Origin of the sequence: Burkholderia cepacia (assembly GCF_001718835.1) — a bacterium.
GTDB lineage: Bacteria > Pseudomonadota > Gammaproteobacteria > Burkholderiales > Burkholderiaceae > Burkholderia > Burkholderia cepacia_F.
In genome coordinates this window covers 1,788,732-1,811,605 of the sequence record NZ_CP013443.1, presented here as the reverse complement: position 1 = coordinate 1,811,605, position 22,874 = coordinate 1,788,732, and the positions used below count along the sequence as shown (strand labels likewise).

Sequence of the window (22,874 nt, the reverse complement as noted above, 5' to 3'; positions counted from 1 at the left end):
CTCGGCCACCTCGGTTGATGTCGTCACATGATCTGCGCTCAAGGACAGCATTCGACATGCCGGTCACCTGTCCGGGGCCGGCATGTCGTTGCCGATATCGCGGCAGTCAGGATTTAGCGCACACGGCGCCTGAAGCAGCATTTCCCGCCGCCAGCACGATCGCGATTGCGGCGCCGGCCAGGACGCTCACGCCGGGCACCAACTCGAGCACGGTTTTCAAAGCCGTCAACCCGGCGCTGGCCTCCGGCCAGATTTTGCAGAATTCGGATTTCGCCGTCGATTCGGCCAGTTGGGCAGTCGTGACACTCTGCTTTATTTGCTCAGCGAGCGCTGAAATTTGTTCTTGAGTTATCACGACAGAGATATCCCCGCTCATAATTCCTCTCCTTCAAATCTGACGTTTGAATGAACACCCCGTTTACGTTTGGCTTATTGCGAGCGCATCGACAAGACATAACGCGCACCGCTATGAAAGACTAGGACACGATCGCCTCAAATTAAAGCGTCAGCATGCAAAATATCGCCATCAACCGGCGCACGCGCGCGTCGATTGTGCATTTGCACTAAGCGCCTACTCAATAACAGGCATTTTGATATTGCAGAGATATGCGCTCGGTCAACGCCGCTTTGCGTTTTGCGCCGGACTCACCGCCATGGGCATCATGCACGCTCACCACGCACCGGCGAAGCGGCCACCAACCCCTCCGGCCTCACCCACTCCGCCCCCCACTCGGCCGCGATCCTTGCCCCGCGCCCGACCCTCACGGCCGCATCGTCGAAATCGACGAACACGACGTGATCGGCCGCCTTCGGCCGCGCCGGCGTCTCGCGCGTGCGCCCGTCGGACAGCACCCACAGCCAGCGCTGCCTGTCCGGATCGCGTCGCGCCGCGCGCGCGAGCACCTGCGCGGCGGCCGCGATGCCGTCCGCGAGCGGCGTGCCGCCGCCACCGCCGACCGGTTCGAGCCAGCGCGCATTCCACCAGCGCGGCACGGCCGGGCCGAAGCGCCGCGCGGCGCCGTCGCCGCCGAAACAGATCAGCGCCGTCTCCGCCCGCGCGCGCGCCGCTTCATCGAAATACGCGACGATCAGCCCCTTCGCCAGCGCGAGCCGCCCGTGCGACAGCATCGACGCCGAACAGTCGAGCACGAAGCAATGCAACGCGCGCGGCGCGCCCGCCTGTTTCCGGAACCGCAGATGCTCGGCCTGCAATCGCCCGGCGCGCTTGACCGCGAACGTCGCCGGCCATGCGACCGCCACACCGGCGCGTGTCACGCCCGGCGCACGCCCGGTTTCGCCCTGCTGCCATCGAGGACCGCGAACGGCGTTCGCGGCGGCGCCGGCTCGATGGCTCAGCGTTTTTTTAGCGGCAGCGGCACCACGCCTTTCACGTCGTGCAGCCCCGCGGGTTCGGGCCGCAGGTAGCCCCAGTCGCCTTGTGCATCCTCGTCGCGCGGCCGCGCCGTGTCAGGCGGCGTGGCGGACGAACCGCCCGCATTCGATTGCGACGGCGCACGCTCCGCGTCGCGCGCCCCCGACGCCGCAGGCGGCGTCGCATGCGCTGACCGGCGATGCCTCAGCACCGCTTCCGCGACGTGCTCGACATGCTCGACCGTCACCGCGTCCGCGCCTTCGAGCGCGGCGAGCGCGCGCGCCGCACGCAGCATCACGAGATCGGCGCGCAGTCCGTCGACGGCCGCGTCGATGCACAGCGCGCTCACATGCGCATGTACCGCGTCGCCGAACGTCAGCGCGGCCACACGTTCGCGCGCCGCGCGAATCCGCCCGGCCAGCGCGCGCTGCGCGTCGTCGTGACGCGCGCGGAACGCCTCCGGATCGAGATCGAATGCCAGCCGCGCCTTCACGATCCGCTCGCGCTGCGCGGCGTCGAAGCAGTTCTCCAGCTCGACCATCAGCCCGAAGCGGTCGAGCAGTTGCGGACGCAGCTCGCCCTCCTCGGGATTCATCGTGCCGACGAGCACGAAGCGCGCATCGTGCGCGTGCGACACGCCATCGCGTTCGACGATGTTCACGCCGCTCGCGGCGACGTCGAGCAGCGTATCGACGAGCCCGTCGGCGAGCAGGTTCACCTCGTCGACATACAGCACGCCGAGATGCGCCCGCGCGAGCAGGCCCGGCCGGAAGCGCACGCCGTTTTCGGCGAGGGCATGCGCGAGGTCGAGCGTCCCCGTCACCTGCTCGTCGCTCGCCGACAGCGGCAGCGTGACGAACTGCCCTTCCGGCAACAGCTCGGCGAGGCCGCGCGCGGCGGTCGATTTCGCGGTGCCGCGCGGGCCGCTCACGAGCACGCCGCCCAGCGACGGGTCGATCGCGGCGAGCAGCAGCGCCTGCTGCAGCGCCGCCTGCCCGACGAGCGCGGTGAACGGAAACACCGCGCGCAGGCGGTGCGTCGGATCGGTCATCGCCGTCCCCCTTCCTGGAGTTGTTCGCTGTCGAGCCAGACCGCTTCGATCCGCTCGCGATAGTCGCCCGGCTGCTGCCACAGGCCGCGCTGCATCGCCTCGACGAAGCGTTCGCAGATCCCGTGCAGCGCCTTCGGATTGTGCCGTTCGAGGAACGCGCGGGTGGCGTCGTCGAACAGGTACGCGTCGGCGACGAGCGCGTACTGGTGGTCGGACAGCACGCGCGCGGTCGCGTCATAGCCGTACAGGTAGTCGACGGTCGCCGCCAGCTCGGCCGCGCCCTTGTAACCATGGCGCTTCACGCCGTCGAGCCACTTCGGGTTGACGACGCGCGAACGGATCACGCGCGCGATTTCCTCGCGCAGCGTGCGCATCTTCGGCGCGACCGGGTTCGCGTGGTCGCCGTGGTAGATGCTCGGCTGCCGCCCGGACAGGTGCCGCACGGCCGCGGTCATCCCGCCCTGGAACTGGTAGTAGTCGTTCGAATCGAGGATGTCGTGCTCGCGGCTGTCCTGGTTCTGCACGACGACGTCGATCGTCGCGAGCCGCTCGCCGAACACGTCGGCCGCGGCGTCGCCCGCGCTGTTCTGCGCATACGCATGGCCGCCCCACTGGCGGTACGCCTCCGCGAGATCGGCGTCGGTCTGCCAGCGGCGCTGGTCGATCAGGTCCTGCAGGCCCGCGCCGTAGCTGCCCGGCCGCGCGCCGAACACGCGCCAGCCGGCGCGGCGCCGCGCTTCGTCCGGCGCCACGCCCTGTGCGACCCACTTCGCGCGTTCGCGCTCGATGCGCGCGCGGATCGGGTTCAGTTCCTCCGGCTCGTCGAGCGCGGCCACCGCCTGCACCGCTGCGTCGAACAGATGCATCAGGTTCGGGAACGCGTCGCGGAAGAAACCCGATACGCGCAGCGTCACGTCGATGCGCGGCCGGTCGAAGATCTCGATCGGCAGGATCTCGAAGTCGGTCACGCGATGGCTGCCGTGCGCCCATTTCGGCCGCACGCCAAGCAGCGCGAACGCCTGCGCGATGTCGTCGCCGCCCGTGCGCATCGTCGCCGTGCCCCACACCGACAGCCCGATCGCGCGCGGATAGTCGCCATGGTCCTGCAGATGGCGCTCGATCAGCTGCTGCGCGGATTTCAGGCCGAGCGTCCACGCGGCCTGCGTCGGCACCGCGCGCGTGTCGACCGAGTAGAAATTGCGGCCGGTCGGCAGCACGTCGGGGCGGCCGCGCGACGGCGATCCGCTCGGCCCCGGCGGCACGAAGCGGCCGTCGAGCCCGCGCAGCAGCTGACGCATTTCCTCGCCGCCGCACGCGTCGAGCGCGGGCAGCAGCGTCGCGCGGACGCGCTCGATCACGGCGAGCGTGTGCGGCCAGTCGCCGGGGGGCGTCGCGTCTTGCGTGCCCGTATCGCTGGCGTCGGCCGCCCCCAGCCTGTCCAGCCATTGCTGCGCGAACCGTTCGAGCCGCTCGCGCGTATCGCCCGCATGGCGCCACGGCGATCCATCGAGTGCCTGCAGGATCGCCGGTCGCGGCCCGGCCCACGGCGCGGCCCACTCGGCCGCGAGCGGGTCGAAATCGTCGCCGAGCGCGAGATCGCGCGCGAGCGCGCCGATCAGTCCCGCGCGTGCCCCCTTGCCGTCGCCGACCGGAAAGCGCGCGAGCGCCAGCAGCGTGTCGCGCCGCTGGCGCCCGGCCGGCGACACGCCGAACACGTGCAGCCCGTCGCGGATCTGCGCTTCCTTCAGTTCGCACAGCCACGCGTCGACGCGCGTCAGCAGCGCATCCTCGTCGCCCGCGTCGCGCGGCGGCGACACGCTCAGCTCGTCGTGCAGCCGGTGTTCGGCGATCGTCGCGAGGATCGTCTTGCGCAGCAGCTTCGCGCGCCGCGCATCGACCATCAGCGCTTCGTAGTATTCGTCGACCTGCCGCTCGAGATCCTGCAGCGGGCCGTAGTTTTCCGCGCGCGTGAGCGGCGGCATCAGGTGATCGACGATCACGGCCTGCGCGCGGCGCTTCGCCTGGCTGCCCTCGCCCGGATCGTTGACGATGAACGGGTACAGATGCGGCAGCGGCCCGAGGGTCAGGTCGGGCCAGCACGCGTCGGACAGCGCGACGCTCTTGCCCGGCAGCCATTCGAGGTTGCCGTGCTTGCCGAGGTGGATGACCGCGTCGATGCGATACGCATCGCGCAGCCAGAAATAGAACGCGAGATACGCATGCGGCGGCACGAGATCCGCGTCGTGGTAGCTCGCGTAGTCGTTCTCGCCGCGCGAGCGCGACGGCTGGATGCCGACGAACACGTTGCCCGCGCGCCAGCCGGCGATCGTGAAGCGCCCTTGCCGCAGCGTCGGATCGGCTTCGGGCGGGCCCCAGCGTTCGTTCAGCGCGTCGCGCACGGCCGCCGGCAGCCGCGCGAAATGCGCGACGTAGTCGGCCAGCGGGAAGCTCTGGAATGCGGGGCGCAGCGCATGCACGGCCGCGTCGTTGGTCACGCCTTCGGTGAGCCGCGCGATCAGCGCGTCGCCGTCCGGCGGCAGGTCGGCCACCGTGTAGCCCGCGTCGCGCAGCGCCGCGAGCACGCGCAGCGCGGACGCCGGCGTATCGAGCCCGACGCCGTTGCCGATACGCCCTTCGCTTTGCGGATAGTTCGCGAGAATCAGCGCGACACGCTTGTCGCCGTTGTCGAGCGTGCGCAGCCGGCACCAGCCGCGCGCGAGCGCCGCGACGAACGCGATCCGCTCGGCGTCCGGCTGGTAGCGCACGACGTCGACTTCGGTGTGCGGGCAGCGGTACGCGAGCCCCTTGAAGCTCACCGCGCGCGTGACGATCCGGCCGTCGACCTCGGGCAGCGCGATGTGCATCGCGATGTCGCGCGCATGCAGGCCCTGGTTGTCGGCCATCCAGGCCTCGCGATTGCCGCCGGACAGGATCACCTGCAACACCGGCGCGTCGCCGGCGAGCACGTCGTGTTCCGGGCTGTCGATCGCGCCGGCCGCGAACGCGGTCGTGTTCAGCACGAGCGCGGCGTCATGCGTGTCGCAGAGCTGCGTGATGACTTCGCGGCTCACCGCATCCTTCAGCGACGTGACCGCGATCGGCAGCGGATTCAGCCCTGCCTGAACGAGCGCATCGGCCAGCGCGTCGAACACGGCCGTGTTCGCGGCCTGCCAGTGCGCGCGATAGAACAGGATCGCGACGACGGGCGCGCCCGGCGTCCAGCGCGGCCGCCAGTCGTCGATGCCCGCGCGGTCGCGCGCCGGGTGATACAGCGCGGCGGCCGGCAGCGGGCGCGGCGGTTCGGGTTCGTCGCCGAACCCGAGCGTGTGGAATGCGATGCTGCGCAGCAGCGCCTCGGCGTTGTGCACGCCGCCTTCGCGCAGGTAGCGCCACCACAGCCGGCACAGGCCGGGCGCGACGGTGCTTTTCGCGACGAGGTTCGGATCTTCCTGCAGGTCGCCCGAGAACATCGCGAGCTGCTGCGCGCGCTTCGACGCGAGCGACACGGCCTGCTCGATCCCGTACGGCCAGTACGCCTCGCCGCCGAGATGGTCGATCACGACCGCCTTCGCGTGCCGCAGCACGTCGTCGACGTAGAAATCGACCGACGCCGGCTGCCGCAGGAACGTGACGTTCGCGAGCCGCACGCTCGGGAAGCCGGCCGGCAGCGTCGGCACGACGCTGGCGAGCAGCGACAGCGTCGTGTCGGCCGAGCTCAGGATCACGATGTCGGCCGGCTGCTGGTCGATCCGGACGACACCCTGCGTATCGTCGACGAAGCCGCCCGGCGTGGTGCGCAGCAGATGCATCGTGCGTTACGCCTGTTGCGGCTCGGCCGCGCACGCGGCGTCGAACGCGCGTTGCAGCGCGGCCGCGTCGAGATCCTCGCCGATCAGCACGAAGCGGCTCGCGCGCGTTTCGCCGTCCTGCCAGCGACGGTCGAAATAGCTGTCGAAGCGGCGGCCGACGCCCTGGATCACGAGCCGCATCGGCGCGCCGGGCAGCGCGGCGAAGCCTTTCGCGCGGTAGATCGTATGCGCTTCGACGACGCGCTGCAGCGCGGCGATCGTCGCCTCGCGCGTGCCGGCGTCGCCCGACACGACCACCGAGTCGAAATCGTCGTGATGGTGATCGTGGTCGCCGTCGTCGGCCGAGCCGTGATGGTCGTGACGCAGGTGAATCGTTTCTTCCGACGCCGATTCGAGGCCGAGCAGCATCGCAAGATCGAGCTCGCCGCGCGTCGCGCGCACGATCTTCACCTGCGGCGGAATCTCGTCGCGGATCGCCGCCTCGACCTGCGCGAGCTGCGTATCGTCGACGAGATCGGCCTTGTTCACGATCACGAGATCGGCGGACGACAGTTGATCGGCGAACAACTCATGCAGCGGCGACTCGTGGTCGAGGTTCGGATCGGCGCGGCGCTGCGCGTCGACGGCCTGCGGGTTTTCCGCGAACTGGCCGCTTGCCGCGGCCGGCCCGTCGACCACGGTCACGACCGCGTCGACCGTGAAGCTGTTGCGGATCGTCGGCCAGTTGAACGCCTGCACGAGCGGCTTCGGCAGCGCGAGGCCCGACGTCTCGATCAGCACGTGATCGATATCCGCGCGGCGCTCGACGAGCGCTTCCATCACCGGATAGAACTCTTCCTGCACGGTGCAGCACAGGCAGCCGTTCGCGAGTTCGTAGAGCTGGCCCGACGCTTCGCCCTGCGCGCCGTCGGCATCCTCGCAGCCGATGCCGCAGCCCTTGAGGATTTCGCCGTCGATGCCGAGTTCGCCGAATTCGTTGACGATCACCGCGATGCGGCGGCCTTCGGCGTGCTGCAGGATGTGGCGCATCAGCGTCGTCTTGCCGCTGCCGAGAAAGCCCGTGACGATCGTGACGGGAAGCTTGCGTAGGGTCATGGTAGGTCCTGTATCGAGAAAGGGAGTCAGGCGGAGATCGTCACGTCGATCTCGTCGTAGCGCTTCAGGCGGTAGATCGCGGCCGACACGACCCAGCACGCGACGAACAGGCCGATCACGACGTAGCCGAGCATGCCGAAGTGCGACGCCACCATCGACGCGAAGGCCCACACGGGGCCCTGCAGCGACAGCTTGTCGGCGAGCAGCGCGAGCACCTCGATGCCGCCGATCAGCGCGGCGACCAGCACCGACACGAACGTGATCGTCATGTTGTAGTAGATCTTGCGGATCGGCCGCACGTACGCCCAGCGGTACGCGCCCATCATCAGGATGCCGTCGGTCGTGTCGACGAGCGTCATGCCCGCGGTGAACAGCGCCGGCAGCGCCATCACCGACCAGAACGACAGGCCGCCCTGCACCTGTGTCGCGGAGATGCCGAACAGCGCGATCTCGGTCGCGGTGTCGAAGCCGAAGCCGAACAGAAAGCCGACAGGATACAGGTGCCAGCTGCGCGACACGAGGCGGAACAGCGGCCGGAACAGGCGCGCGAGCACGCCGCGCTGGTTCAGCAGCATGTCGAGATCCGCGTCGACGATCGCTTCGCCGCGGCGCGCCGCGCGGAAGGTGCGGTACACGGAGATCAGGATCAGCAGGTTCGCGGTCGCGAGCAGCAGCAGGAAGAAGGCCGACACGCACGTGCTGACGACGCCGCCCCACGCCTTCATGCTCTCGAAGCGCGCGAGCGACGCCGCCGTCAGCGCGACCACGACGGACATCACGATCACGACCGTCGAATGGCCGAGCGAGAAGAACAGGCCGGCGCCGAGCGGGCTGCGGCCTTCCTGCATCAGCTTGCGGGTGACGTTGTCGATGGCCGCGATGTGGTCGGCGTCGACCGCGTGGCGCAGGCCGAACACGTACGCGAGCAACGCGGTGCCGAGCAGCACCGGCTGGCCGTGGAACGCGATGAACGCCCAGATCCACGCGCCGACGTTGAAGGCGATCAGCAGTGAATAGATGGCGATGATTTTGCCGCGCAGCCCGGAAGGGCTGTCGTTGAACAGGCGGAAAAGCGAGTCGAGCATGGTGCTTCCTTGCGAACGGTCGACATCGTGAATGCCAACACGGCCGGCGCCGGATGCGCGGGCCCGCGCGCCGCCGGATGCCGGACCGGCCCGCGCGAAGCGCGCGGCGGATCGGGACACGGGAGACGCTCGGGCGCCGGACGCACCGTGGCTGCGGCCGTGGACGATGCGCCGCCTCCCCGCGGCGCTGAACCCCTACGTTTGGGCCGGTATCCGGGCTGGCGAACACGCCGCTTCGCCTTCCCGGATGCATAGCAATCCAGTGGCGGTCGTCCGCATGCGCGCGGCATGCGGCGAAGCGGCGCTGCGTGGCGCTTGCGCGCGACGCGTTCGCTTACCGTTGCGGGGGCAGCACAGGTTGGCTCGACTGCGGCGCAGGCAGGCTCCCTGTTTCCCGTTTAACTGCGCGCACCGGAGCGGCGCGCGCGAGCACCAAAACGCGTGCGAGTGTAGGCGGCGCGGGCGGGAGCGTCAAGGCGAACGGCGGGGCCGCGGATCAGGGCAGTCCGTTCACGGCGGGTACGTTCGCGCGAGCCGTGCCGGGCCGAGGCGGCCGGCTGTCGACGGACGGCAAGGGAAGCCGGTTTTGGCCTGCGTCGAGAGCGGCCAGCAGTGCCTGGGCAAAAACAGCCAGCTTGGCGGACGGCCGCGGCAATGCACGCAACAGGTGGACGTCGTCCTCGCGCTGGGCGGGGTTGTCGAATACCGTGACCAACTGTCCGCTGGAAGTGGCCTGCTCCGTCGCCCAGGTCGGCAGGTACGCCAAACCCAACCCGGCGATGGCGGCCAGCAGCAGCGCCTCGAAGTCGTCGCACGCAAGGACGCTGTCGGCGGCATCTCCGGGTATCAGGCCGGCGGCACGCAGGCCGCGCCAGCCCAGGCCTTCGGGGTCGTGGCGCTTGTCCAGCAGGCGATGGCCGGCCAGCTCGGCCAGGGTGGCCGGATGCCCATGCCGGTCGAGGTAAGGACGGCTGGCGCAGATGGACCAACGCTGCGTGGCCAGGCGCTGAGCATAGAGCCGGCTGTCCTTGAGCGGACCGATGCGGATCACCGCGTCGAGGCGTTCGCGTACCGGGTCGGCCAGCCGCTCGGTGAATTCCAGCTCGATGCGCAGCGCCGGGTAGCGCGCGAGCAAGTCCGGGAGAAGCGGCAGGACATGGTGGCGGCCGAATGTCGGCAGGCAGGCCACACGGAGTACGCCTCGCGGTTCGTCGCCCAGCGACGCGACCTCGGCGCGCAAGTCCACCAGTTCGTCGATCAATGCGGGAACGCGGGCCAGCAGCAGTTCGCCCGCGTCGGTCAGTGCAAGTCCGCGCGTGGAGCGCGCAAACAGCCGTACACCCAGCGCGGCCTCCAGGACATCGATCTGGCGCACGACCGACGACGGCGCCACACCCTGTCGGGCGGCAACGGCGGAAAAGCTGCCTGCGCGCGCGACCGCGACAAAGACCGGCAAGTGTTCGGCATAAGGAATGGGCGTCATTTCCGCATTTTATGCAAAACTGTTGTGCGACGCCGAGGCGTTCTGTCGCCATGCCGGCACGCCTAGCATTCCCCGCGGATGTGTGGCAATAGGGCCACACGAACGGAGTTCGCACGATGTCCCATCCTTTCCGCGCCGCCGCATCCTTGTCCGGGCGCAGTGTGGCAGCACTGTCGGCGGCCTGTGGCTTTGCCGTCGCCAACCTGTATTACAGCCAACCGCTGCTGCCGCAGATGGCGGCAACCTTCGGCTCGGATGCATCGGCCCAGGGCGCCATCGCCATGCTGACCCAGGCCGGCTACGCTGCGGGCTTGCTGCTGTTCGGCCCGCTGGGCGACCGAATCGACCGCCGCCGGTTGATCACCGCGCTGCTGTTGACGAACATGATCGGCTTGGCGCTATGCGCAATAGCGGCCAACCTGGACGGGTTGCTGGCCGCGTGTGTCGTGGTCGGCCTGACGGCGGTCGGCGCACAGATCATCATCCCGGCGGTCTCGGGCCTGGCCGATCCGGCCCTGCGCGGGCAGACCGTCGGGCGGCTGATGAGCGGCTTGTTCGCCGGCACGCTGCTGGCACGCACGGCCAGCGGTTATGTCGGGGCGCACGCAGGCTGGCGCGCCATGTTCATGCTGGCTGCCGTGCTCGACGCGGCGCTGATCGCCCTGGTCTGGCGCCACCTGCCGCACACCCGGCCGGACAGCGACCTGTCGTATCCGAAGTTGCTGGCCTCGCTGGGGCAATTGCTCAAACAGCAGCCGTTGCTGCGCGAAGCCTGCCTGGCCGGGTTCCTGCTGTTCGCCGCGTTCAACGTCCTATGGGGCTCGTTGGCGCTGATGCTGGCACGGCCGCCCTACGGCTACGGCAGCGAGGTGGCTGGGTTGTTCGGGCTGGTGGGCGTGACGGGCATGCTTGCGTCACCCACCATCGGCCGGTTGACCGACCACTGGGGAGGCCGCCGGGTCGTGGCATCGGCGGCAGCGCTGGTGATGCTGGCTTTCGCGTTGGTCGCCGGTTCGATGCAGGGGATCGGCTTTCTGATCGCGGGCGTGGTGATCCTCGACCTGGGCAGCCGCGCCAGCCTCGTGGCTAATCAGACACGACTGTATGCGGCGCTGCCCCACGCACGCGGGCGGCTCAACACGGTGTTCATGACCTGCTATTTCCTGGGGGGCGCTGCCGGGTCGGCGCTGGGCACGGCCATGGCGGGACGCTTCGGATGGAGCGGCGTGGCCTCGGCCGGCGTGCTTTGCGCAGCCTTGGCGCTGGGAACGGCTGCGACGTGCCGAAGGAAACGGGCGAGCATGGATCAGCCCGCTTCGGGGGCATGACACCGGCATTCTCTACGGCTCGCGCACCGCGCGCCGCCGCCGGCTGGCCAAGGCGTCCCGCATGCGTTTGCGCCGGCGCGCTGTGCTATCGTATGCGCCGCGTTCGGTGCTCGCGCCTGCCCGCCGGCAGGCGCAGTTAAACGGGAAACAGGAGGCGGATCGCCGCCCTGCCTGTGCTGTCCCCGCAACGGTACGCCGCCCGCGCGACGCGCTTCCACGCGCACGCGCCCATGCCGCCCACGATGCCACTGCCCTTCCACCGGGCGGGAAGGCTGCGGCCTGGCAAGCGGCCAGCCCGGATACCGGCCGACGCAAGGGGCGAGCCCGATGCTCGCCGAACGCCCGATCCGCGGGGGACGGACTGCGTGCGCGTGTTGTGTGCTCATGCCCGCTTCGAGCGGGCTGCTTTCATTCCGCTATGCATCGCCATTCCGCAGGCCGGCTTCGCGCCGCCCGTTCGCCGCTTTTCCGGTCTTCGCCACGGTGCGCGCCGTGCCGCGCCCGATGAGCCGCGCCTGGCTCGTCGGCGCCGGCCCCGGCGACGCCGGCCTGCTGACGCTCAAGGCCGTCCACGCGATCGGCTCGGCCGACGTGCTGCTCGTCGACGATCTCGTGAACCCCGACGTGCTGCGCCATGCGCGCGCCGATGCGCACATCGAGCACGTCGGCAAGCGCGGCGGTCATGCATCGACGCCGCAGGAAGCGATCGTCGCGGCGATGCTCGCGCATCTGCGCGCAGGCCGCAGCGTCGCACGGCTCAAGGGCGGCGACCCGTTCGTGTTCGGCCGCGGCGGCGAGGAGCTGGCCGCGCTCGGCGCCGCGGGATTTCAGGTCGAGATCGTGAGCGGCGTCACGGCGGGCATCGCCGCGCCGGCCGCACTCGGCATTCCCGTCACGCAGCGCGGCGACGCGCAGGGCGTGATCTTCGTCACGGGCCACGGCGCGGGCGCCGACGAACCCGACTGGCGCGCGCTCGCGGCCACGCGGATGACGATCGTCGTCTACATGGGCATCCGCCGGCTCGACACGATTGCAGCCGCACTGCGCGAAGGCGGCCTGCCCGGCGAGACGCCGTGCGCGGCGATCGAGCGCATGCGACGCGCCCCGAACAGCGGCACGTGCTCGCGACGCTCGACACGCTCGTCGAACGTGTCGGCGCAACCGGCATCGGTTCGCCGGCCATCGTCGTGATCGGCCCCGTCGCGGCGCTCGCCGACGATCCCGCGGTACGTGCCGCACTCGGCAGCCGCGCATGATGCGGGTCGCGATCGGTGTCGGTTTCCGCGCGGGCGTCACGGCCGCGCAACTCGACGCCGCGATCCGCATCGCGCTGATGCGGTACCCGGCTGCCGAACCGGCGCTCGTCGCCACGCTTGCCGACAAGGCGCGCGCACGCGCGCTGCGCACGCTGTGCGCGAGACGCGGCTGGCCGCTCGTCGGGTTCGACGCGGCGCAACTCGCGAGCCGCCCCGAACTGGCCGCGAGCGGCCCGTCGGAGGCCGCGCTCGCCCGTTTCGGCGTCGCGGGCGTGGCCGAGCCGTGCGCGCAGCTCGCGGCGCCGCACGGCCGGCTGCTGGGCCCCAAATCCATCCGGGACGGCGTGACGGTCGCACTCGCCGGCCCGCTCTGAACCCTTTGTTTCGCTTTCTTTCGACAGGACGAATCGATGAAAACCGACGCCGAATCCCATCAACGGATGACCGAACGCCGCCGTGCGGGCCACGAGAAGAAGCAGGCCGCCGCCGTCAACGAGAAAGGCCTGCTGATCGTCAACACCGGCAACGGCAAGGGCAAGAGCACGGCCGCGTTCGGCATGGCCGTGCGCGTGCTCGGCCACGGCATGCGGCTCGGTGTCGTGCAGTTCATCAAGGGCGCGCTGCACACGTCCGAGCGGGACTTCCTCGGCGCGGTGGCCGAATGCGATTTCGTGACGATGGGCGACGGCTACACATGGAACACGCAGAACCGCGACGCCGACATCGCGACCGCGCGCAAGGGCTGGGACAAGGCGCGCCGGATGATCGAAAGCGGCGACTACCGGATGGTGATCCTCGACGAGCTGAACACGGTGCTGAAGTACGAATACCTGCCGCTCGACGAAGTGCTCGCGACGCTCGCCGCGCGTCCCGATTCGGTCCACGTCGTCGTGACCGGGCGGCATGCGCCCGATGCGCTGATCGACGCGGCCGACCTCGTCACCGAGATGCGGCTCGTCAAGCATCCGTACAAGGAGCAAGGCGTGAAGGCGCAGCGCGGCGTGGAGTTCTGAGCATGCCCGCCTGCCCCGCGCTGTTCGTCAGTGCGCCCGCGTCGGGCCAGGGCAAGACGTCGGTGACGGCCGGCCTCGCGCGGCTGCACCGCCGGCTCGGGCGTCGTGTGCGCGTGTTCAAGACCGGGCCCGACTTTCTCGATCCGATGCTGCTCGAACGCGCGAGCGGCGCCCCCGTGCATGCGCTCGATCTCGGGATGGTCGGCGAGGCCGGCTGCCGCGCATTGCTCGCCGATGCCGCACGCGACGCCGATCTGATCCTGATCGAAGGCGTGATGGGGCTGTTCGACGGCACGCCGAGCAGTGCCGACCTCGCGGCCGCGTTCGGCGTCCCGGTCGTCGCGGTGATATCCGCGAAGGCGATGGCGCAGACGTTCGCGGCGCTCGCGTTCGGGCTCGCGCGGTTCCGGCCGGGGCTGCCGTTTCACGGCGTGCTGGCGAACCGCGTCGGCTCGGCCCGGCATGCGGAACTGCTGCAGCAGGCGCTGCCCGACGACCTGCGCTGGCTCGGGCATGTGCCGGCCGACGCGGGCATCGCGCTGCCGGAGCGGCATCTCGGTCTCCACCAGCCGGCCGACATCGACGATCTCGACGTGCGGCTCGAGCGCGCGGCCGACGTGCTCGCGCAGACGGCGCTCGCCGAATTGCCGCCCGCCGTCGCGTTCGCGGAACCGGACGCCGCGGCGCCGCTGCCGCGTGCGCTCGCCGGCAAGCGAATCGCGATTGCGCGCGACGCGGCGTTTTCGTTCATCTATCCGGCGAATCTCGCGCTGCTCGAGGCGCTCGGCGCGCGGTTGCGCTTCTTCTCGCCGCTCGCCGACGAACCCGTGCCGGACGATTGCGACACGCTGTTCCTGCCGGGCGGGTATCCGGAACTGCATGCGGCGACGCTCGCGGCGAACGCGACGAGCGCGGGCGCGATCCGCGCGCATGCGGCAGCCGGCCGGCCGATCGTCGCGGAATGCGGGGGGATGGTGTATCTGTGTGAATCGCTGACCGACGTCGACGGTGTCACGACGTCGATGCTCGGGCTGTTGCCGGGTCGGGCGACGATGCAGCGCCGGTTCGCGGCGCTCGGCATGCAGCAGCTCGATACGCGTACCGGGCCGATGCGCGGCCATACGTTCCACTATTCGCGGCTCGACACGCCGCTTGCCCCGGTCGCGGCCGCGGTCCGGCCGGACGGCGGCACGGGCAGCGGCGAGGCCGTGTATCGGGCCGGCCCGATCGTCGCGACGTACATGCACATGTACTGGCCGTCGAATCCGACGGCGGCGGCGGCGCTGTTCAGCGGCGGAACAATTTGAGCTGAGCGCTGATTTCGGCGATCACGATCGAGCGGTGACGGCGACAACGTCGTCGGCTGCACGTCACACCATGCTTGCTGCGACGATGCTCCGGCATTTCTGCCGTCGGACTCCGCGATTACAAATGGCGCTCGACGTCCATCCGCTGGTGCAGGATGCGAATCACATCGAGCGAGTGCTCCGTTTCACGATAAAACATCACATCAATACGCCGACCATATACCAAAATTTGGTACACCCTGCGCCGCGCCATCCCGTCACACCAGGAACGCCTCGGCCAGCTTGACCCAGTACGACGCGCCGGTAGGCAGTGCCGCGTCGTTGAAGTCGTAGCCGGGGTTGTGCACCATGCAGCCGCCCTCTCCGTCGCCGTTGCCGATGATCAGGTAGCAGCCCGGCCGCTTCTCGAGCAGGAACGCGAAATCCTCGCTGCCGGTGAGCGGCACCATCCCGTCGATCAGGTTCGCTTCGCCCACCCACTCGCGCGCGATGCCGCGCGCGAACGCGGTCATTTCCGCGTCGTTGACGAGCACCGGGTAGCGGCGCTGGTAGTCGATCGTCGCGGTCGCGCCGAACACGGCGGCCTGCGCATGCACGACTTCCTTGATGCGCGTCTCGAGCAGGTCGCGCACCTCCGGCTTCAGCGCGCGCACCGACAGGCGCATCTGCGCGCGATCGGGAATCACGTTCGGCGCCTCGCCCGCGTGGATCGCGCCGACCGTGACGATCGCCATGTCGAGCGGCGACACGTTGCGCGACACGATCGTCTGCAGCGCAATGACGATCTGCGCGCACACGACCACCGAGTCGACCGCCTTGTGCGGCACCGCGCCGTGGCCGCCGCGGCCCTGCACGTCGATGACGACGGTATCCGACGACGCCATGAACGGCCCCGGCAGGAAGCCGAATTGGCCCGTGGGGAACCCCGGCATGTTGTGCATCGCGAAGATCGCGTCGCACGGGAACAGCTCGAACAGCCCTTCGTCGAGCATTTTCTTCGCGCCACCGAGCCCTTCTTCCGCCGGCTGGAAAATCAGGTTCAGCGTGCCCGAGAAGCGGCGCTCGCGCGCAAGATGCTTCGCGGCCGCGAGCAGCATCGCCGTGTGGCCGTCGTGACCGCATGCGTGCATCTTGCCGGCGATCCTGCTCTCGTACGGCAGGCCCGTGGCCTCGTGGATCGGCAGTGCGTCCATGTCGGCGCGCAGGCCGAGACGCTGCGTGCCGTTGCCGACCTTCAGCTGCGCGACGACGCCCGTGCCGCCCAGCCCGCGATGCACCGTGTAGCCCCACGACTGCAGTTGCTCGGCGACGAGGTCGCTCGTCGCGAATTCCTCGAAGCCGAGCTCGGGATGGGCATGGATGCGGTGCCGGATCTCGATCATTTCGTCGGCGAGGCCTGCGGGAATCACGCTGTGCGTCACGGTGTCGTCTCCTGTGTCTGCGGGGAATGTGCAGGCAAGGATAGTCCGCCGGACGTCAACCGGATAGACGAAATGTCTTCAGCCCGGCAACCGGTGGTTGCCGGCTATCACGATGCAAGCATCGTCCGCGGGCGTCGCCGCTCAATCGGCCCAATCCTCGAACGACAACCCGTCGACGCGGCCGAATTCGCGCGTGTTGTGGGTCACCAGCACCGCACCGGCCGCGACCGCATGCCCGGCGATCGACGCATCGTTCGCGCCGATCGGCGTGCCGCGCGCGGCGAGATCGGCGCGAATCGCGGCCGTTGCATCGACGGCCGCCGTATCCCACGACAGCACGCCATCGAGCCGCGAGACAAAGGCCGTCACGAGTTCCGCGTGCTTCGGTGACGCCTTCCTGCCGACGGCACCGAACCGCATTTCGGCATAGGTGATGGCCGACACGACGATCCGGTGCTGTGCATTGACGCACGATTGCAGCCGCGACAGCACTGCCGGCGGCCGCTCGCGCATGATGAACGAACAGACGTTCGTATCGAGCATGTAGAGCGTGGTCACTGGCCGGACTCCGTTTGCGCATCGTCGGGGCCGGAAAGGTCGAAGCGGCCGGACTCGATCACGGCCGGGCGTTCGGCGAGGAAATCGGCGTCGGCCAGCGGCTCGTGCGCGAGCGACGTCCACGTGGGCCGCACCGGCCGCAGCAGCAGCGTGTCGCCCTCGCGGCGGATCTCGAGTTCCGTCACTCCCTCGAACTCCATGTCCTTCGGGATGCGGATTGCCTGGTTACGGGCGTTCTTGAAAATGGAAACGGTGCGCATGAGCCACTCCGGAGTACGATGCGCCCATTTTAGACATATGCGCACATATGTCAATATGGATGCCCGCGTCCGGGGCGCCGTGCGCCAGCCTGTCGCAATGAGTGCCTTGTCCATGAGCTTGCAGCCCTCGTCATGTGATAGCCCCCATTTTTCACGCCTGCCTGCGCGCGGTCCATACGCCGAACGGCCAACGCGGGCACCCCGCGCCGTCACGGCAACCGGAAAGTGTCGAAGAACGTATCCCGGTCGATCATCACCAGCGCCGCGCGCTTGTGCGGGAAGTCGAACTCCTTCAGCGTGTGGAACCCGAGCCGGTGCATGTACGCGATGTGCCGCACGTGATCGACGCGCGGCTCGCCGACGAGCCGCTGCGTGCGCGGTTCGTCGACGAACATGTAGTGCAGCACCCCGCTCCACCACGCATGCAGCTTGCCGGCGCTCTGGAACCGCGAGTCGCCGATCAGCAGGTGCAGCCCGCGATCGTAGTCGTGCGCATCGTAGAACGGCGCGAGACGATCCTCCTTCGCCCAGTAGAACTCGAAATAGCCGAACGGCGTGTCGTCGAAATAGCCGATCATCGGGTGCATGTGCGGATCGGCGAGCCGCTCGGCAAGATACGCCGCGTGCTCGTCGCGCGTGCCGCGCTGGTCCCAGAAATGCGCGACGCGGTCGAGGTTCATCCAGCCGCTGAACAGGTCCGCATGCGCGTCGATGTCGACCGTGCGCAGGCTGAACGTCATCCCGACCTGCGGCATGTGGCGTGCATAGATCTCGCCGGGCACGCTCGGCGCGCGCACCGGATGACGTCGCTCGTTCGTCACCGCATAGCGCAGCGGCATGCCGCCCGAGCCCGGCGCCTTCAGCCACGGCTGCGGATGCTGCCAGAACGTCGCGCGCGACGCGCTCAGGTGCAGCCGGCCGTCCACGGGCCGCGCGCCGTCGATCACGCCCTCGCGCACCGCGCGCCCGACATACGCCGCGACCGTCGCGGGATCGGCGCCCGCGAGCGGCACGGCGAGCGTCGCCGACGCGCGCGGCGTCTCCGTGTTGAACAGCGCGGCGAATTCGGCAAGCAGCGCGGCCGGCGAATCGTCGGGCCGCCACGCGTCGAGGACGCGATCGGCGTCGTGCGCCGCGGATGCGGATGCGGATGCCGCCTCACGCGCAGGCGCGGCGAACTCGACGGCATCCGCCGGACCGGCAGGGTTCGTCAGCGTGTCGGTCATCACAAGGCCCCCGCGTCGTGGCGGTCCGCGAGGATGCCAAGCCCCCGCTCGAGCGCCGGAAACAGGCTGCGCTGGAAGTTGTTCCAGCGCAGTTCGAGAATCGTGTCGTCCGGTGCGATCGGCGTGTCGAGCACATCGCAGATCACCTCGCCGGAATCGATGCCGTTGTCGACGTAGTGGAACGACGCACCCGTCATCATCACGGGTTCGACGGACGACGTCGCGCCGCTCGCCCAGTCGACCCGTTCGCCGCGCGCGCCGTGCAGCGCGTCGAGCGTCGCCCATGCGCCGCGCCGCTGGTACGGCGAACCGTCGGCGGTGATGCCCGGGTGGATGTTCGCGATGCGCCGGTGAAAGCGCGCGCCGGGCCGCACGAGCTCGTCGAGGATCACGAGCAGCCCGTCGAGCACGACGACGTCGGCGTCGAGTTCGAGCAGGCGCTCGAGCAGGCGGCGCTCGAACGCCGCCTTGCCCGCCGCGCGCTCGCGCACGGTGTGCACGTCGTGCACATCCCGCGGCAGCCGCCGGTACGTCGACGCAATCGTGCAGAACAGTTCGTCGACCGGCCGGCCCTGCACCGCCAACCCTTCCGGCAGGATCCACGGGCGGCCCGGCGTACGGGCGAAACCGTAGTCGGCGACTTTCGCGCGGTCGGCCGGCGAACCGTCGTCGTCGTCGACGATCACGCCTTTGAGCGTATAGCGCTCGCCGAGCGGCGAATCGTTCAGGCGTTCGACGAGGAATTCGAGCGGCGCCTTCATGTAGCGCGTGCCGCCCCGATAAGCGACCGGCTGCCCGGCACGATCGGCCGCGCCGTTGCGCAGCGACTGGATGTAGACGAGATTTTTCTTCGGCATGGGTCGTGATGGGAAAAGGACGCCGCCGCCGCGACGCGCAGGCACCGGCCCGCGAAGGCCGGCCGGCGGGCCGCGGCGCGCATCGTCACCAGTTGTATTTCGCGGTCGCGATCACCGTGCGGTCGGTGCCGAACACGCAGACGTTCACCGACTGGCAGCCGCTGATGTAGTGGCGGTTGGCCAGGTTCGTCGCGTTCACGGCGAAGCGCCAGTTGCGCACGTCGTAGTGGATCGCCGCGTCGTACACCGTGTAGCTCGCGACCGACAGCGAGTTGTCGGGCGCGCCGGCCGACGCGCTCTGGTAGCGCACGCCGCCGCCGAAGCCCAGCCGCGCGAGCGCCCCCGTGTGCCACGTCCAGTCGGCCCACAGCGACGCCATCTGGCGCGGCCGCGGGATGTCGACCGGCCAGTTGTTCAGCGACGCGTCGTTCGCCTTGATGACCTTCACGTCCTGGTAGACGTACGACGCGATCATCGACAGGTTCGGCGTGACCTTGCCGGTCGCACTCAGCTCGATCCCGCGCGAACGCACCTCGCCGGTCTGCACGGACGTCGTGCCGGTCGGGTCGAGATTCGTCGGTGTCGGCGTGATGCCGTTGGTCTGGTTGATCTGGTAGATCGCCGCGTTCAGCATCAGGTTCTTGCCGGGCGGCTGCCAGCGCAGGCCGGCTTCGATCTGCTTGCCGCGCGTCGGCTGCGGCAGGCCGCCGCCGAGCAGGTTCACGCCGATCAGCGGGTTGAACGACGTCGCGTAGCTGATGTACGGCGACAGCCCGTAGTCGCCCTGGTACGTGAGGCCGACGCGGCCGGTGAACGCCGTGACGTCCGCCTTCGTCGACGTGCCGCCGGCGCGGTCGTCCTGGCGCATGTTGACCCAGTCCTCGCGGCCGCCGAGCGTCAGCGTCCAGCGGTTCCACTTGATCTGGTCCTGCGCGTACAGGCCGAACGTGTTCATCGCCGTGTACGTGTTGGTGCGGCCCGTGGTGCTCGGATCCGCGAACACCGCGTTCGTCACCGGCGGCGACACGGTGTTGTAGAGATTCACGGGCGGCGCCGCCGCGATCCACTCGCTGTCGGTCGCGGTCTGCCGGTTGTACTGGAAGCCGAGCAGCAGCGTGTGCTCGAGCGGCCCCGTGGCGAAGCGGGCCTGCGCGTTGTTGTCGATGTCGAAGCGGCTGTAGTTCATCTGGAACACGCCGGCCCAGCGCCTGACATCGGTCGTGCTGCCGTCGACGAAGCCGTTGCCCCACACCGAACCGTTGTCGAGCGACAGGTGCATCAGGCGCACGTTCTGGCGGAACGTCCACGCCGAAGTCAGGTTCCGCTCGAACTGGTAGCCGAGCGACCACTGCTTCTTGCGGTAGTAGTTGAAGTTCGGGTCGCCCACGTACACGTCCTTCGACAGTTGCCCGTTCGGGTTCGGCAGCACCGTGCCCTGCGCGGGCAGGAAGTTCGACGAAATGTCGCCCCAGTCCTGCAGGTACGTCGCGGACAGCGTCAGCGACGTATCCGCGTTCGGGCGCCAGCGGAACGACGGCGCGAGCGCGACGCGCTGGTCGTTGTTCGGGCCGGTCAGCGCATTGCCGTCGCGCGCGACGCCGACGAACCGGTACGCGTACTTGCCATCCGGGTCGAGCTTGTCGCCCACGTCGATCATGAACTGCTTGCGCGCGTAGTTGCCGATCTGCACGCCGGCTTCACGCACGCGCTCGCCGTCGGCGAGCTTGGTCTGCACGTCGACGATCGCACCGGGGTCGCCCGCGCCGTACAGCACCGAGGTCGGCCCGCGCAGCACGGTGATGCTGTCGATCATGTACGGATCGACGCGCCAGCTCGCGAGGTTGATCGTGTTCGGCACCTGCAGCCCGTTCACGTATGCGGTCGGCGTGAAGCCGCGCAGCGCCGCGTACCAGTCGGAACGGTTGTCCGATCCGTACGACGAGAAGCCCGGCACGTAGCGCAGCGCCTGGTTCACGTCGGTCGCGCCGGTCATCTCGATCTGCTGCGCGGTGACGACGTTGATCGTCTGCGGGATCTCGTTGATCGGTGTATCGGTCTTCGTGCCGGTCCGGCTGCGCTTCGCGACGAGCCCGACCGTGCCGTCCCCTGCCGAGGCCGCGTTGACGTTGATCGTCGGCAGCGTGCCCGGCGCCGCGCCGTTCGCCTGCGCGGCGGGGTCCGCCTTCACCGCAGGGTTCGGCGCCGCCTGGGCCATCGCCTGGCCTGCCGCCGCATAAAACGCCACGCTTGCCGCGGCTGCGATCGCACGCCGATGTGTGCCTCGACGTGTCCCTGTTGCCCACTCCATCTTTCTCTGCTCCACTTGTTTGGCGGCCTCCCGGCCGCCCTTTTTGTCAAAGCGCTACGGCCAGCCGGCCCGCGCTCACCCCGTTTTCCTGTCTTGTCTGTGGCGGCCGGACGTCGTCGTCCGGCTGCGCGCGCCCGCCTTCGAGCGACGCGCAGATTTCGTCCGCGCGACGCGCCAGCACCGACAGCAGCGTGTCGGACAAACCGTGGCTGTCCTCGCAGCAGCCTTGCAGGTAGATGCGCGGCGCGAAGTGCCCGGGCGTCGCGAGCAGGTAGTCGCGCGTCACGTCGCCACGCGCGAGCGCATCGCCCAGATGCGGCGCGAGCCCTTCGAGCAGCGCCGAATGCGTGTCGCGGCGGTAGCCGGTCGCGAGCACGAGCGCGTCGAAGCGCTCGACGCGCGTCGCGCCGCTCATCCGGTCGCGCAGCGTCAGCTCGATCTGGCCGGTCGCGGTGCGCGCGGCGGCCTCGATCGCGCTGTTCGCGAGCAGCGCATGACGCGGCGTGCCGTCGATGCGCTGCAGGTACAGCATTTCGTAGATCTGTTCGATCAGCGGCCGGTCGACCACCGCGTAGTTCGTGTCGCGATAGCGCTCGAGCAGCGCGCGGCGCGCGTCGTGCGGCTGCGCATAGACGACGTCGGTGAATTCGGGGCTGAAGATCTCGTTGACGAACGGGCTGTCGTCGGCCGGCTTCAGCGCGCCCGCGCGCATCACGAGGCTCGCGTCGACATGCGGGAAGCGGCGCGCGAGATCGATGAACACCTCGGCCGCGCTCTGCCCCGCGCCGATCACCGCGACGCGGCGGCGCTCGCCGGCGCCCGCGTCCGCGAGCCGGTCGATGTCGGTCAGGTAGGACGACGAGTGGATCACGCGGTCGCGGCCGAGCGCGGCGAACGCGTCCGGGATCGCCGGCGTACCGCCGACGCCGACCGACAGCGCGCGCGTGACGCGCTGGCGCTCGTGGCCGGCGGCGTCGCGCGACAGCACGCGCAGCGCGTCGATCCGCGCGCCGTCGCCGCGCACGGGCTCGATGCCCAGCACGGTCTCGCTGTAATGGACGCGATCGTCGAACGCGTCGGCCACCCAGCTCAGGTAGTCGTGGAATTCGACGCGGGTCGGATAGAAGTTCTTCAGGTTGACGAATTCGTTCAGCCGGCCGCGTTCGAACAGGTAGTTGATGAACGTGTAGCGGCTTTTCGGATCGCGCATCGTGACGAGATCCTTCAGAAACGAGATCTGCATCCGGCAGTCGTCGAGCAGCATCCCGCGATGCCAGCCGAATTCAGGCTGGCGCTCGACGAAGCAATGGGTGAGCGTACGCGCGCCGCCGCGCTCCGCGAGGCGCACGGCCAGCGCCAGATTCGACGGCCCGAAGCCGACGCCGATCAGGTCGAATACGGTTTCTCTCTGCATGTCTCAGCTCCCTTGTCGGTGAATCCGGCGC

At 69.4% G+C, this 22,874-nt stretch carries 18 protein-coding genes, 1 pseudogene and 2 riboswitches; of the genes and pseudogenes, 5 read left to right on the top strand and 14 right to left on the bottom strand.

Going from position 1 to position 22,874, the window contains the following annotated elements:
* Positions 1–106 precede the first annotated feature (106 nt).
* The 7 genes from WT26_RS11675 to WT26_RS11645 form a co-directional block, all read right to left on the bottom strand.
* Positions 107–376, bottom strand: coding sequence for a hypothetical protein (locus WT26_RS11675; RefSeq protein ID WP_059954169.1), 270 nt, complete (start codon positions 374–376; stop codon positions 107–109).
* Between the two features lie 284 nt (positions 377–660).
* Complete coding sequence (locus WT26_RS11670; protein ID WP_069272928.1) at positions 661–1,275, bottom strand: vWA domain-containing protein; 615 nt, start codon at positions 1,273–1,275, stop codon at positions 661–663.
* A 77-nt stretch (positions 1,276–1,352) separates the two neighbouring features.
* Positions 1,353–2,423 carry an ATP-binding protein gene (locus tag WT26_RS11665; RefSeq protein WP_069272927.1) on the bottom strand — a complete coding sequence of 357 codons (1,071 nt, stop codon included), beginning with the start codon at positions 2,421–2,423 and terminating at the stop codon, positions 1,353–1,355.
* Positions 2,420–6,232: a cobaltochelatase subunit CobN gene (gene cobN, locus WT26_RS11660; protein ID WP_069272926.1), complete on the bottom strand. Its 3,813-nt coding sequence runs from the start codon at positions 6,230–6,232 to the stop codon at positions 2,420–2,422. The genes WT26_RS11665 and cobN overlap by 4 nt, the downstream gene beginning before the upstream one ends.
* 6 nt (positions 6,233–6,238) lie before the next feature.
* On the bottom strand, positions 6,239–7,327 hold the full coding sequence (gene cobW / locus WT26_RS11655) for a cobalamin biosynthesis protein CobW (RefSeq protein ID WP_069272925.1): 1,089 nt from the start codon (positions 7,325–7,327) through the stop codon (positions 6,239–6,241).
* 26 nt (positions 7,328–7,353) lie between these two features.
* Entirely contained in the window at positions 7,354–8,412 is a 1,059-nt protein-coding gene (locus WT26_RS11650) for a HoxN/HupN/NixA family nickel/cobalt transporter (protein WP_059481726.1), read from the bottom strand.
* Between the two features lie 186 nt (positions 8,413–8,598).
* Positions 8,599–8,864, bottom strand: a riboswitch (cobalamin riboswitch).
* A gap of 44 nt (positions 8,865–8,908) precedes the next feature.
* The gene (locus tag WT26_RS11645) at positions 8,909–9,895 is read right to left on the bottom strand and encodes a LysR family transcriptional regulator (RefSeq protein ID WP_080485647.1); all 987 of its coding nucleotides are present in this window, start codon (positions 9,893–9,895) and stop codon (positions 8,909–8,911) included.
* A 116-nt stretch (positions 9,896–10,011) separates the two neighbouring features.
* On the opposite strand from WT26_RS11645, the gene WT26_RS11640 reads away from it, so the two are divergent.
* From WT26_RS11640 to WT26_RS11620, 5 genes and pseudogenes are all read left to right on the top strand, one after another.
* Entirely contained in the window at positions 10,012–11,223 is a 1,212-nt protein-coding gene (locus WT26_RS11640) for an MFS transporter (RefSeq protein ID WP_069270160.1), read from the top strand.
* Between the two features lie 136 nt (positions 11,224–11,359).
* Positions 11,360–11,528, top strand: a riboswitch (cobalamin riboswitch).
* A 199-nt stretch (positions 11,529–11,727) separates the two neighbouring features.
* Positions 11,728–12,479, top strand: a pseudogene (cobA, locus tag WT26_RS11635) (uroporphyrinogen-III C-methyltransferase).
* Positions 12,476–12,853 (top strand): cobalamin biosynthesis protein, encoded by a 378-nt coding sequence (locus WT26_RS11630; protein ID WP_059664042.1) that lies wholly within the window; start codon positions 12,476–12,478, stop codon positions 12,851–12,853. The pseudogene cobA and the gene WT26_RS11630 overlap by 4 nt, the downstream one beginning before the upstream one ends.
* A gap of 36 nt (positions 12,854–12,889) precedes the next feature.
* Entirely contained in the window at positions 12,890–13,492 is a 603-nt protein-coding gene (gene cobO / locus WT26_RS11625; RefSeq protein WP_069272924.1) for a cob(I)yrinic acid a,c-diamide adenosyltransferase, read from the top strand.
* Positions 13,493–13,494: 2 nt separating this feature from the next.
* A complete protein-coding gene (locus WT26_RS11620; RefSeq protein WP_069272923.1) occupies positions 13,495–14,799 on the top strand; it encodes a cobyrinate a,c-diamide synthase in 1,305 nt (434 codons plus the stop codon).
* A gap of 257 nt (positions 14,800–15,056) precedes the next feature.
* Here the strand turns inward: WT26_RS11620 and WT26_RS11615 are convergent, their stop codons facing one another.
* From WT26_RS11615 to WT26_RS11585, 7 genes are all read right to left on the bottom strand, one after another.
* Positions 15,057–16,220 carry a M20 aminoacylase family protein gene (locus tag WT26_RS11615; RefSeq protein WP_059526154.1) on the bottom strand — a complete coding sequence of 388 codons (1,164 nt, stop codon included), beginning with the start codon at positions 16,218–16,220 and terminating at the stop codon, positions 15,057–15,059.
* A 141-nt stretch (positions 16,221–16,361) separates the two neighbouring features.
* Positions 16,362–16,778 carry a PIN domain-containing protein gene (locus WT26_RS11610; protein ID WP_081333727.1) on the bottom strand — a complete coding sequence of 139 codons (417 nt, stop codon included), beginning with the start codon at positions 16,776–16,778 and terminating at the stop codon, positions 16,362–16,364.
* On the bottom strand, positions 16,775–17,038 hold the full coding sequence (vapB, locus tag WT26_RS11605) for a type II toxin-antitoxin system VapB family antitoxin (protein ID WP_069272922.1): 264 nt from the start codon (positions 17,036–17,038) through the stop codon (positions 16,775–16,777). The genes WT26_RS11610 and vapB overlap by 4 nt, the downstream gene beginning before the upstream one ends.
* 209 nt (positions 17,039–17,247) lie before the next feature.
* A complete protein-coding gene (locus WT26_RS11600) occupies positions 17,248–18,264 on the bottom strand; it encodes a GNAT family N-acetyltransferase (protein WP_069272921.1) in 1,017 nt (338 codons plus the stop codon).
* Positions 18,264–19,121: a formyltransferase family protein gene (locus WT26_RS11595; RefSeq protein WP_069272920.1), complete on the bottom strand. Its 858-nt coding sequence runs from the start codon at positions 19,119–19,121 to the stop codon at positions 18,264–18,266. The genes WT26_RS11600 and WT26_RS11595 overlap by 1 nt, the downstream gene beginning before the upstream one ends.
* Positions 19,122–19,206: 85 nt before the next feature.
* Positions 19,207–21,429, bottom strand: coding sequence for a TonB-dependent siderophore receptor (locus WT26_RS11590; RefSeq protein WP_069272919.1), 2,223 nt, complete (start codon positions 21,427–21,429; stop codon positions 19,207–19,209).
* Between the two features lie 46 nt (positions 21,430–21,475).
* Entirely contained in the window at positions 21,476–22,843 is a 1,368-nt protein-coding gene (locus tag WT26_RS11585; protein ID WP_069272918.1) for a lysine N(6)-hydroxylase/L-ornithine N(5)-oxygenase family protein, read from the bottom strand.
* Between the last annotated feature and the right edge of the window lie 31 nt (positions 22,844–22,874).

What these genes read in the sequence shown, in the direction of transcription:
- WT26_RS11675 (WP_059954169.1), bottom strand. Translation starts at nt 376, where the DNA reads ATGAGCGGGGATATCTCTGTCGTGATAACTCAAGAACAAATTTCAGCG.
- WT26_RS11665 (WP_069272927.1), bottom strand. Translation starts at nt 2,423, where the DNA reads ATGACCGATCCGACGCACCGCCTGCGCGCGGTGTTTCCGTTCACCGCG.
- cobN (WP_069272926.1), bottom strand. Translation starts at nt 6,232, where the DNA reads ATGCATCTGCTGCGCACCACGCCGGGCGGCTTCGTCGACGATACGCAG.
- cobW (WP_069272925.1), bottom strand. Translation starts at nt 7,327, where the DNA reads ATGACCCTACGCAAGCTTCCCGTCACGATCGTCACGGGCTTTCTCGGC.
- WT26_RS11650 (WP_059481726.1), bottom strand. Translation starts at nt 8,412, where the DNA reads ATGCTCGACTCGCTTTTCCGCCTGTTCAACGACAGCCCTTCCGGGCTG.
- WT26_RS11645 (WP_080485647.1), bottom strand. Translation starts at nt 9,895, where the DNA reads ATGACGCCCATTCCTTATGCCGAACACTTGCCGGTCTTTGTCGCGGTC.
- WT26_RS11640 (WP_069270160.1), top strand. Translation starts at nt 10,012, where the DNA reads ATGTCCCATCCTTTCCGCGCCGCCGCATCCTTGTCCGGGCGCAGTGTG.
- WT26_RS11630 (WP_059664042.1), top strand. Translation starts at nt 12,476, where the DNA reads ATGATGCGGGTCGCGATCGGTGTCGGTTTCCGCGCGGGCGTCACGGCC.
- cobO (WP_069272924.1), top strand. Translation starts at nt 12,890, where the DNA reads ATGAAAACCGACGCCGAATCCCATCAACGGATGACCGAACGCCGCCGT.
- WT26_RS11620 (WP_069272923.1), top strand. Translation starts at nt 13,495, where the DNA reads ATGCCCGCCTGCCCCGCGCTGTTCGTCAGTGCGCCCGCGTCGGGCCAG.
- vapB (WP_069272922.1), bottom strand. Translation starts at nt 17,038, where the DNA reads ATGCGCACCGTTTCCATTTTCAAGAACGCCCGTAACCAGGCAATCCGC.
- WT26_RS11600 (WP_069272921.1), bottom strand. Translation starts at nt 18,264, where the DNA reads ATGACCGACACGCTGACGAACCCTGCCGGTCCGGCGGATGCCGTCGAG.
- WT26_RS11595 (WP_069272920.1), bottom strand. Translation starts at nt 19,121, where the DNA reads ATGCCGAAGAAAAATCTCGTCTACATCCAGTCGCTGCGCAACGGCGCG.
- WT26_RS11590 (WP_069272919.1), bottom strand. Translation starts at nt 21,429, where the DNA reads ATGGAGTGGGCAACAGGGACACGTCGAGGCACACATCGGCGTGCGATC.
- WT26_RS11585 (WP_069272918.1), bottom strand. Translation starts at nt 22,843, where the DNA reads ATGCAGAGAGAAACCGTATTCGACCTGATCGGCGTCGGCTTCGGGCCG.